9 protein-coding genes and 1 pseudogene are annotated in these 10,725 nt (G+C 36.0%); 9 read left to right on the top strand and 1 reads right to left on the bottom strand.

Annotation, left to right across the window (positions count from 1 at the left end; translation table 11 throughout):
• Positions 1–355 precede the first annotated feature (355 nt).
• The 7 genes from AAHB15_RS28675 (at position 356) to AAHB15_RS28645 (ending at position 8,200) form a co-directional block, all read left to right on the top strand.
• Positions 356–1,417 (top strand): alkene reductase, encoded by a 1,062-nt coding sequence (locus AAHB15_RS28675; protein ID WP_335575194.1) that lies wholly within the window; start codon positions 356–358, stop codon positions 1,415–1,417.
• Between the two features lie 423 nt (positions 1,418–1,840).
• Positions 1,841–2,452, top strand: a complete 612-nt coding sequence (locus AAHB15_RS28670; protein WP_335575195.1) for a nitroreductase family protein — start codon at positions 1,841–1,843, stop codon at positions 2,450–2,452.
• Positions 2,453–2,886: 434 nt separating this feature from the next.
• Positions 2,887–3,285, top strand: a complete 399-nt coding sequence (locus AAHB15_RS28665) for a DoxX family protein (protein ID WP_335575196.1) — start codon at positions 2,887–2,889, stop codon at positions 3,283–3,285.
• 129 nt (positions 3,286–3,414) lie between these two features.
• Positions 3,415–4,383 carry a ring-cleaving dioxygenase gene (locus tag AAHB15_RS28660; RefSeq protein ID WP_342043815.1) on the top strand — a complete coding sequence of 323 codons (969 nt, stop codon included), beginning with the start codon at positions 3,415–3,417 and terminating at the stop codon, positions 4,381–4,383.
• Between the two features lie 277 nt (positions 4,384–4,660).
• Positions 4,661–5,656, top strand: coding sequence for a DUF3231 family protein (locus AAHB15_RS28655; protein ID WP_342043814.1), 996 nt, complete (start codon positions 4,661–4,663; stop codon positions 5,654–5,656).
• A 285-nt stretch (positions 5,657–5,941) separates the two neighbouring features.
• On the top strand, positions 5,942–7,690 hold the full coding sequence (gene nagZ, locus AAHB15_RS28650; RefSeq protein WP_342043813.1) for a beta-N-acetylhexosaminidase: 1,749 nt from the start codon (positions 5,942–5,944) through the stop codon (positions 7,688–7,690).
• A 183-nt stretch (positions 7,691–7,873) separates the two neighbouring features.
• Positions 7,874–8,200, top strand: coding sequence for a YciI family protein (locus tag AAHB15_RS28645; protein WP_342043812.1), 327 nt, complete (start codon positions 7,874–7,876; stop codon positions 8,198–8,200).
• 248 nt (positions 8,201–8,448) lie between these two features.
• On the opposite strand, the gene AAHB15_RS28640 is transcribed toward AAHB15_RS28645, so the two are convergent.
• A complete protein-coding gene (locus AAHB15_RS28640; protein WP_342043811.1) occupies positions 8,449–9,045 on the bottom strand; it encodes a hypothetical protein in 597 nt (198 codons plus the stop codon).
• Between the two features lie 76 nt (positions 9,046–9,121).
• Here AAHB15_RS28640 and AAHB15_RS28635 point away from each other — a divergent pair.
• Both AAHB15_RS28635 and AAHB15_RS28630 read left to right on the top strand, forming a co-directional pair.
• Positions 9,122–9,465 (top strand): annotated as a pseudogene (locus AAHB15_RS28635) (lactonase family protein); the annotation flags it as partial.
• Positions 9,466–9,612: 147 nt separating this feature from the next.
• Positions 9,613–10,635 carry a DUF3231 family protein gene (locus AAHB15_RS28630; protein WP_342043810.1) on the top strand — a complete coding sequence of 341 codons (1,023 nt, stop codon included), beginning with the start codon at positions 9,613–9,615 and terminating at the stop codon, positions 10,633–10,635.
• Positions 10,636–10,725 lie beyond the last annotated feature (90 nt).

Raw genomic sequence — 10,725 nt, 5'->3', positions numbered from 1 at the left:
CGGAGTAGGATTTAAGGGAAACGATAGCAGAAATCTTGAATTAGAATTTCATCATTTGCTCACACAATGATTATGCGTTGAATCCATTAATATGGTGCTGAATAAGATAAGAGAATCCGGCGTTATATAAGTAAGCGAATGATTCCTAAACAACGGATGAAACATACATAAAAGTAAATGCAAAAATCTTACAATAACAGTATCTTAGGTCTAAATATTTTTAAAACTGAGCACCAGCATTTTTGAGTGAGTATATAATTTGAATATTTTGCTAAATATCTTTATGCTAGGTAACACAGCTATTACTTAAAATTAGTTGGTAAAAATAAATAAGAAATAATCAGGAGGAAGCATAATGGAACATATGATGATTAGTAAGCTTTTTGAACCTGTAACCATAGGTGCGTGGAAGTTGCGTACAAGAACAGCCATGGCACCAATGACCCGCTGTTTTGCTGATGTTCAAACAGGTATTGTTGGTGAAGATGTCGTGGAATATTACCGTCGACGTGCAGCGGATGGAATTGGTCTGATTATAACTGAAGGCATTGTCATTAGTCCTCGCGCAAAAGGTAATCCTGGCGTTCCAGGGCTGTATACTCAAGAACAAATTAATATGTGGAAAAAGGTAACAAAAGCGGTACACCGAGAAGGTGGAACGATTATCGCACAAATTTGGCATGTTGGAAGAGCAAGTCATCATGAGATTGCTGGCAATCTACCACCACAGGCACCATCAGCTATACGAGCGGAAGGAAAAGTATCACGATTTGGAAAACCTTTTGATATACCTGAAGAAATGAGTATCGACGATATTAAAGAAGTCATCGGCCAATATACACAAGCAGCAATAAATGCAATTGAAGCAGGTTTTGACGGAGTTGAAGTGCACGGTGCCCATGGATATTTAATTGATCAATTTAATTCAGATGTTTCCAATCACCGGACAGATAGATACGGAGGAGATCTTGCAGGCAGACTAACATTTATGAAAGAAGTCTTAAAGGAAGTTATTGATGCAGTGGGAGCTAATCGTACACTTATTCGATTTTCAGCGTTAAAAATTGACCAGCCGGATTACATGTGGGATGATCCGGAAGAAGCTATTCAAACTATTATTGAAGCTTTCAAAGAGGTTGGTATGACAATGATTCATCCGTCCACCATGGAATTTACCAAAACAATTGCCGATGGAAAAACAATGCATCAGCTCGTCCGTAAATATTGGGATGGTGTTATTGTCGGAGTCGGAGATTTAAATGCTGAAACAGCTGAACAAGCAATAGCAGAAGGAACTATTGATATCGCTGCTTTTGGACGTCCGTTACTTGCCAATCCAGATTTTCTTCATCGAGTGGAAAAAGGAGAAAAAATTATTTCCTATGATCCGAAAACTCATCTGAAAGAATTAATTTAATCCTTTTGTTTCTTAAAAGCGGTTGTCTCACAAATCATGAGCGGGTCCCTGTATATCGGTAAAGGGAGAAACGGGAATAATGGTGATTTGCGAGAGCCCTCGACAGCTATTTGGTGTTTAGAACTTACTTCTGTTTAACAGACGCCATTCCTAAATAAGAAGTACGTCTTATGATAATACAATGCTTGTTTTTAAAAAAGGTTTGATAAAAAAAATAACTAACTTCTTTTACTATTGAGTAGCAAGAGTTAAAGATCACGCGTCGTTTTAATGGCTTTTTTATGGCACTAAACAGTAAATTGAAGTATAAGGGCTATGCCCTATACTAAATATCGATTAATAATTCTTAAAATTTCTAAAATTAACTTTGGATATGTTATGATTATAACTAAGATTATTCCTATAGGAAATGAGGTATATATAATGAGTTTTGTTAATCCTGTTGAGCAGCTTACAAGAGAGGTTAAAGAATATCGTAAAGCTGAGTATTCTGTTAATCCCTTATTTTTAAATCGTTGGTCCCCTCGTGCCTATTCCGACCAAAAGATTTCTGATGAAGATTTGTATAGTCTTCTTGAAGCAGCACATTGGGCTCCTTCATCCTTCAATGATCAGCCTTGGCGCTTTATTGTAGCTAAAACAGAGGCACAATTGAAAACCTTTCATGAATTCTTAAATCCGTTCAATCGAGCTTGGGCAGAAAAGGCTCCTGTCCTTGTCCTGGTAGCATCAAGTAAAAAGAGAGATAATGGTGATCCTAATGGTGCACATTCATTTGATGCTGGCACAGCTTGGGGCCAATTAGCCATTCAGGCTACTTTACTGGGACTTAGCACACATGCTATTGGGGGATTCGATAAAGAAAAAGCCCGTAGCTTGCTGAATGTTCCAGATGATCTTGATCTTCATGCGGTTATTACTATTGGCTATCGTGGCGAAAAAGAAATCCTCGATGCGAATTTGCAAGAGCGTGAGAATCCGAGCACCAGAAAACCGTTAAAAGAAGTTATTTTTGAAGGAACAGTAAATCCGTAAATTGTAAACTAAAATATAATAACAACAAATATAAGGTTTATGCTTATTCCATTATAAGATGCGTTTATTTAGGAACGTGTCTTTTTTCATGTTTTGGGCCAGAATGTGTGTAACAACAACTTTAAAGAATAATGAATACCTATGTTAAGTTTAGAAAGGATAATGAAAGTTTGTACTTAAACGGAGTTTCGTTCAACAAGAAAGAAACAAACAAAAAAAGGTTATTGACAAATAAAATGATAAGTATTATGATTATCTCATATTCGAGATACTTTAATTTGAGACTTTTGAGGAGGTGAACTAGATGGAAAGCAAATTAAATATAGAAAGAGACATTGGTTCATCTTTTGAAAAAAGTAAGGGGTAAAAATTAAACTCGCATTTTTTTAAGATGATATCTCGAATTCGAGATAAAAAACTAGGAGGATATTAAGATGATAAATATTGGTTTATTAATGATTCGTTTGGTTGTAGGTTTACTTTTTGTGGGTCACGGTGCTCAAAAATTATTTGGTTGGTTCGGCGGATATGGTTTAAAAGGTACAGGAGGTTGGTTTGAATCCATTGGCATGAAACCTGGAATTACCATGGCTCTTTTTGCAGGATTAGCAGAACTTATTGGGGGAATTTTGTTTGCATTAGGACTATTAACTCCACTTGCAGGAATTATGATTGCTGGAACTATGGTAATGGCTATTATTAAGGTGCATGCACCAAATGGGTTATGGTCAACATCAAATGGATATGAATATAACTTGACTTTGCTAGTCGTTGCCATAGGTATTGCTTTAATTGGTCCCGGTCAATATGCGTTAGATGCTTTTTTATTCTAAAATATCTCTAATTAGAGATTCTTAAATTAAAGTGAAAGTTTATAAGACTTTAATAACTGTAGTAAGTATAGAATAAGGTATCGAGTTGCTTAAATAACTGGATGATACATTAAAAAGGAGTGTTAAAAAATGAGGAAGAAAACCATGGGTATACACCATATCACAGCAATCGTCGGTCATCCACAAGAGAATGTAGATTTTTATGCTGGTGTATTAGGTTTACGATTAGTAAAACAAACTGTAAATTTTGATGATCCAGGTACTTATCACCTTTATTTTGGTAATGAAGGCGGAAAACCAGGAACCATTATTACATTTTTTCCATGGGCAGGAGCTCGTCAAGGAATCATTGGAGACGGTCAAGTAGGAGTAACATCTTATGTGGTTCCAAACGGAGCTTTGGAATTTTGGAAAAAAAGACTAGAAAAATTCAATGTTTCTTTTACAGTCATGGAACGATTTGGAGAGCAGTATTTGGAATTTGATGATCCTCATGGGCTTCACCTTGAAATTGTGGAAAGAGAAGCGGGGGAAGTAAATAACTGGACTTTTGGAGAAGTAACACCTGAAGTTGCTATCAAAGGATTTGGAGGAGCTACTCTATTATCTACCCAGCCTAACAAAACGGCTGAATTGTTAGAAAAAGTAATGGGACTAGAATTAGTCGGTAAAGAAGGAGACCTTGCGCGGTTCATTACCACTGCGGAAATTGGAAATATTATCGATCTTAAATTAACTCCGATTGGTCGTGGACAAATGGGCGTCGGAACAGTGCACCACATTGCATGGCGGGCAATAGATGATGCAGATCAATTAGATTGGCAAAAATATGTTGCCGCCAATGGATATGGTGTCACTCCTGTAAAAGACAGAAATTATTTTAATGCCATTTACTTTAGAGAACATGGAGAAATACTATTTGAAATTGCAACTGATCCTCCAGGATTTGCTCATGATGAATCCCAAGAGACAATGGGTGAGCAATTGATGCTGCCAACACAGTATGAATCTCAAAGAGGACAAATTGAACAAGTTTTGCTACCGTTTGAAGTAAGAGAACTAGAAAATACTTTAAAAAAAGAAAAAGAGAATCAATAAAAGAAAAAACTAATCGGTAAAACTCCCGATTAGTTTTTTTGTGGAGAAAAATATGGAAAGAATGTATGCTTTTGCAGTTTTTTATTAATTCCTTTGAATCACTTCACAAAGAATAACTGTGCTATAGAATCTATTTTTATACCTCAAATGTGAAGCTATGCTGACTGTACTAGAGAGAAAGAATAGGTGGGAAGGTATATTTTACCTCGTTTTAATACATAATTTTTTGGAAAATTGACGATATTAAACCTAAATTAACAAGTTATAGGATGGAAAAATGAACAAAAATAATGATAAATTGACCTCACCAGAAATATCAAATTTATGGACTCATTACATACGTGAGACAATGGGGATTTGTGTGATTAATTACATGCGAAAGATCACTCAAGATCCAGAAATCGTAAAAGTTTTTGAAAATGCTCAAAAACTTGGTCAAAATCATCTAAACAAATTAAAGGAATTATTTAATAAAGATGATTTTCCCATACCTAAAGGCTTTAATGAAAAAGATGTGAATTTAGAGGCTCCCCCTTTATTTACAGAATTTTTTTGCTTAAATTATATTCATACCATGTCCATGTACGCAGAACAATCTTATAGCCTAGCCTTTACGCTTTCCATTCGTCAAGACATTAGAGATTTTTATTACCAATGTAATATAAACACCATGAATTTATATAACGAATCATTGGCAATCCTTGAGAAAAAGGACCTTCTAAATAAACCTCCACTGTATTCAACACCAGATAAAATTAAATTTATCACTACGATGGATTATGCTACTGATTTATTTGGTAATAAACGAGCGATGAATTCGCTCGAATGCGGGAATATCTATTTTAATCTAGAAAAAAGTGCGATTACAAAAGGCCTTTTGATTGCTTTTAAACAAGTATGTAAAGATAAAGAAGTAAATAAGTTTTTAGAAAAGTGTATTCAAGCAGCTAATAAACACATGAGCAATTTTTCAAATTTATTACTCACTGAAGACCTTCATTTACCTTCAACCTATGACTCGGAAATAACAAACTCAAATGTATCACCCTTTTCTGATAAATTAATGTTGTTTCATGCGGGTTTTTTATTTGCTGCGGCTATTTCCTATTACGGTACTGCGGTGATTTATAGTATGAGAGCCGATATTGTAACATTTTGTGAAAAAGCAATTCTCGATGATATGCTTGTATATGGTAGTTTTGGTAAGTTACTTATTAAAAAAAATTGGATGGAGCAACCACCAAATGCGGATGACAGGAAAAACATTAAGTAACTGAATATCAGTGAACAAACTATTCTTATGTTAACTAATGAAAAATAAGGTGCTAAGTAAATACCAAAAATGGGTTTACCTAGCACTTTTTAGTTTTATACTCTAATTAAGAACTTTGAAAATTAAGAGACAAAATAGTTGTTTTGTAAGCATAGCCTATTCTATAGCTAATTAATTGGTAGGGAATACTGTTTGAGTATTTATAGTGTATAAGATACTATGAATATACTAGTCTCCTTGAGCACATGTTTTTTAGAAAAATATGACATAGAAAGGAATTATGTTATGCGTAAACGCAGTTCATCCATTTTGAAATCGCTTATTTTTTCGACTCTCTCACTCGTTCTTATACTAGTTGTTGGTATTTATTTTTTCGGAGGGGATAGAGGTGAGAAGCAGCCGTTCAAGAAAGTTCCCATAACATCACCTCCAACTAAGAGTAAGCCATCAGATTTAAATGGAGATAAACCCACGAGTCTAGAAGCATTGGTCCGTGATATCTTCTCACTGTCTAAGGAAGGTAAAATAGTAAACTCTCCGTTCATTTCCGGTAAAACTCAAAAAATAGATGTAACCAACCAGTGGGGAAAACCGGACCAAATAACGAAAGCTTCAAGTGTTATGTACGAAGAATATGCAAAGCACCATGTCGTCCTTGGGTATCTTGGAGAAACATTGATTGATATTAGGTCCTATGATCCGGTATTACAGACCAGTCGATTAAGCGAAATCAAGAAGGCAGGCGGTGAACCTGATCAGGTTCGGTACTATAAAGATCGACTCAATACCCAAATCATTCTTATATATCATGTTAATTCGACAACTGATTTAAAGTGGATATTACCAAAGCCAACCGAAAAGGAGCCGAATCCAAAAGTGGATCATATTTCTGTCTATACCCAAGTTGAAAATCAACCGGATCAACAAAAGAGCATAGCGGAAATGATTTCGGAAATGAGTTTAGATGAGAAAATAGGGCAGATGATTATCGCTGGTATTTCGGGTACAAAATTGGATCCACAAACAATCAGTTTAATCATGAATTACAAAGTTGGAGGGATGATTTTTTACCAGGACAATTTAGTCAATCCCGAACAGACCGTTCAGCTGCTAAATGAAATAAAGACTGAAAATCTTCACAACCGTCTGCCGTTATTTTTAAGTGTTGACCAAGAAGGAGGACGCGTTACCAGGCTGCCTGGAGGACTTTTCAATTTTCCTACTAATAAAGAGATTGGGGTAATAAATAATTCTCAGTTGTCTTATAAAGTTGGAACGATTTTAGGCAAGGAGTTAAATGGGTTTGGGTTCAATCTTGACTTCGCTCCTGTACTTGATGTCAACAGCAATCCGAAAAACCCAATAATAGGGGACAGGTCATTCGGAAACAATCCGGACGTTGTCAGTAAGCTTGGGATTCAAACCATGAAAGGAATTCAGTCGCAAAATATAATCGCAACGATTAAGCATTTTCCCGGACACGGAGATACAACGGTTGATTCTCATCTCGAATTGCCAATCGTATATAAAAATCTGACAGAGCTAAAAAAACTCGAATTAATCCCGTTTGAGCGTGCCATAGATAATGGGGCCGATGTGGTAATGGTGGCACATATCTTACTGCCAAAATTGGATGCTCACTATCCAGCGTCTATGTCCAAAGTTGTCATCACAGATATCCTTAGAAAACAGCTTGATTTCGGCGGTGTTGTGATAACGGATGACATGACGATGAAGGCAATCACGGACCATTATAAAATGGGCGCGGCGGCAGTGGATTCCATTATTGCCGGCAGTGACATCATTTTAGTGGCCCATGATTATAACAAAATAGTTGAAGCCATTACATCCATAAAGGTCGCTGTTCAAAAAGGGGAGATCACTGAACAAAGAATTAATGATAGTGTCAGAAGAATTGTCATGTTAAAAAAGAAATATGGAATGAACAATACGAACATGGGAAATGTGAATATAGTGGAGCTGAACCATTCGATAAAAAATCTTCTTGATGAGTACAAGATAGATCAGAATTAAGGAGGCAGCGAACAGAAGATTTAAAAAGAGAGGTGTCAAAGGACCGGGTTTCGTTCCCTATCGGAAAGGCAGTAATGTGACACAAAAAGAGGTTGATTGTACTCGATAGAGGGCTATGTGATAATTGAAGTTGAGTGTCGTAACTAAGAAAAACAAATTTAAATCGATGGAGGTACATTCGGAATGTCGGAAGAAACTACAAGTGAAGCTACAGGTAAAATGCACTTTATGTTAAAGTCTACTCCTCCAAGAACAACTTTTCACCAGGATATGACAGTAGAAGAGCGGAACATTATGTTAGAACATATTGCTTATTGGACCGACAAGCAAAACCAGGGGATTGCCTTGGTCTTCGGTCCTGTTTTAAATCCTTCGGCTCCGCACGGACTTGCCGTAATTGAAGTTGAATATGAAGCTCAAGTCCCAAAACTTATAGCAGAAGACCCAGCAGTAATTGCTGGTATAATGACAACTGAATTTTTTCCGATGATTGCAACGCTGCCAAAATAACACGCTTGCCCTAGGTAGGCGATGTTAATTGAAAAAGAAACTTGAATAGGCAAAAGCAAATGGCTCAGTATTGGACTGAGTCATTTGCTTTTTCAGTACGAATATCGATACAAAACACCATACAAATTCAGGGGCAAATTTGATTACATTTTCGAGTTTTTCGATAGGAAACGGAACCCGTTATCGTCAAAGACGGTCTTTATATATATTCAGGAATTAAAATAGCAAAAGCGAATGCTTTCGCACTTTTAGATTTTTCCTTCAAGTATTTGCTTTCGAACTTGGACGGCTGTCAATAATTTATATCCCCTTAACTTAGGAATCATGTTTTCGAGAAGCGCAACCGCTTCTTTCCTTTTCCCATCAAAAACGGCTTGATCTACTTCCAACATGTTTAAAAGGAACGTGTCATTTATCTTCTCTTTATATTGTTTGAATGATTCGGCGTCCTCTTCCTGAATCGCAATATCCGACAAAGCATACCACTTTGTCTTATGCCCACTCATTTTAGAAAGGAGATCTTTTGCTTTTCCGTATTCTTTCCGTTCCCTTAAGAGCATCAATTCCGAGCTTAGTTTCGCTTTTTTCGAGCGGATATTCCCCAAGGCATGCTCAGCCGCCGATAGGTTCCCCTGAAGAAAATGGTACAAGAATTGCAAATGCGCAGCTTTTGATTTTTTTAGATACGCCAACATTTTTTCGGGATCTTTTCCAAATAACAGAGGGTTTCGAATTAAAAAGAAAATAATCATAACTGCCAATACGACATACATAATCCAAATCGGAACTTGGAAATAGCCCATCACTAAAGCAAAAACAAAAACAAGCAACAAAAACCAAATCATAGCATCCTCCGTCAACGGGTTTTATACCTATCTTACCACACTGTTTTAAGGACCGCAGATCCAATGATTAAGTAATCTCAGCAGCTCTGTACCAAACGGATATAAGACTGCTTGTTGGGTTATAACAACGAGAGATGGACGTTTTACCTACAGTACCAACACCTTTAGCGGCACCATCTCAACCAACTGAACCGATTAAAATGGAGTATTATCGGTGATAGGGCATACTACCAGTACACCGCCGAGACAGCACCAGGTTTGCCGATGGATGTTGGAGTGAGTAAAGATGGACGTCATTTTTATACTCTTAACGGAAATCAAGGTACAGTCTCAGTTTTTACTATTCAAGATGATGGTAGTTTAGTTAGATTACAGATTGCTGCTTGGACTAACATTCCTTATCTTGGATCGCAAGGTTAAGCGGTTCTATGATTCTATTGGGTTCACTTTATTAGCTGGAATAGAAAATAAAGAAAGTTGCTAAAAAAGGCATTAAGGTAACTAATACATACTATAGGTAATTTCTGGGGAAGGTATTTTTTAGGATAACTTTTTTGGAGGTTACTTATGGATGAAAAAGAAAAACAGATTAGGCTAACAGCGGGTGAAATGGGTCAACTTTGGCTTCAATACTTAAATGATAGCTCTAGCATATGTGTTCTTACATTTTTTCTGGAAAAAGTTGAGGATATTGAAATTAAGGCTATAGTTGAATCTGCATTAGAATTATCAAAGTTACATATTCAAAAGATTACAGCAATACTAACAGAGGAAAAAAATGTAGTTCCATATGGTTTTAGTATTAAAGAGGATGTGGATTTAAATGCTCCTAGACTTTATTCCGACAGTTTTGTACTAAATTTTATAAACCAAATGTCTAAGGTTGGACTTACAACTTATGCTGGTAGTGTTGGAACATCTGTAAGAAGTGATATTAGATCTTATTACATGAATTGCCTTACAGAAACAATGCAATTATATGATAAGTCAACTGAATTATTATTGTCTAAAGGATTGTTTATCAGGTCTCCTAGCCTGCCTAATTTAGAGAAGGTTGAATTTGTAAAAAAGCAATGGTTTATGTTAGATGTGTTCGGAGAAAAAAGACCATTAGTTGCTGCCGAAGTCGATAATTTATTTGCGAATCTACAAAGAAATGCCTTGGGAATAGCTACAGTTACTGGCTTTAGTCAGGTTGCAAAGGATAAGGATGTAAAACAATTCTTTTTAAAGGGTTTAGAAGTTGGGAATAAACATATTAGATTATTAAGAAGTAAGCTAGAGGAAAGTAAACTTCCAGCACCTATGGCTTGGGATTCAGAAATAACAAATAGTACATCCCATACTTTTTCTGATAAACTGATGATGTTCTTCACAAGTGGTTTGATTTCTTTAAGCGTTGGCTATTATGGTACAGCTGTTAGTCAAAGTCCTAGAGGAGATATTAGTGCAATGTATAACAGGCTATCCTTAGAAGTTCAGATGTTTTCTGAAGATGGAGCTAATATTATGATTAAAAATGGATGGTTGGAACAACCTCCAATGGCATCCGATCGAGATGAATTAATAAGAAAAAAGAATCAGTTGTAAATCACATTTAAAGTCCTTCTGCATTTAACAGTAAGGACTTTTTTTAATATCAGGATGAATTATGTTTGATATATTGTGAAGAGTTGTACT

Source organism: Bacillus sp. OTU2372 (assembly GCF_038440275.1).
GTDB lineage: Bacteria > Bacillota > Bacilli > Bacillales > Cytobacillaceae > Neobacillus > Neobacillus bataviensis_B.
This window is presented reverse-complemented; position numbering and strand designations above follow the sequence as displayed.

Excerpts from the sequence above, each read along its gene's own strand:
- AAHB15_RS28675 (WP_335575194.1), top strand. The coding sequence starts at position 356 with ATGGAACATATGATGATTAGTAAGCTTTTTGAACCTGTAACCATAGGT.
- AAHB15_RS28670 (WP_335575195.1), top strand. The coding sequence starts at position 1,841 with ATGAGTTTTGTTAATCCTGTTGAGCAGCTTACAAGAGAGGTTAAAGAA.
- AAHB15_RS28665 (WP_335575196.1), top strand. The coding sequence starts at position 2,887 with ATGATAAATATTGGTTTATTAATGATTCGTTTGGTTGTAGGTTTACTT.
- AAHB15_RS28660 (WP_342043815.1), top strand. The coding sequence starts at position 3,415 with ATGAGGAAGAAAACCATGGGTATACACCATATCACAGCAATCGTCGGT.
- AAHB15_RS28655 (WP_342043814.1), top strand. The coding sequence starts at position 4,661 with ATGAACAAAAATAATGATAAATTGACCTCACCAGAAATATCAAATTTA.
- nagZ (WP_342043813.1), top strand. The coding sequence starts at position 5,942 with ATGCGTAAACGCAGTTCATCCATTTTGAAATCGCTTATTTTTTCGACT.
- AAHB15_RS28645 (WP_342043812.1), top strand. The coding sequence starts at position 7,874 with ATGTCGGAAGAAACTACAAGTGAAGCTACAGGTAAAATGCACTTTATG.
- AAHB15_RS28640 (WP_342043811.1), bottom strand. The coding sequence starts at position 9,045 with ATGATTTGGTTTTTGTTGCTTGTTTTTGTTTTTGCTTTAGTGATGGGC.
- AAHB15_RS28630 (WP_342043810.1), top strand. The coding sequence starts at position 9,613 with ATGGATGAAAAAGAAAAACAGATTAGGCTAACAGCGGGTGAAATGGGT.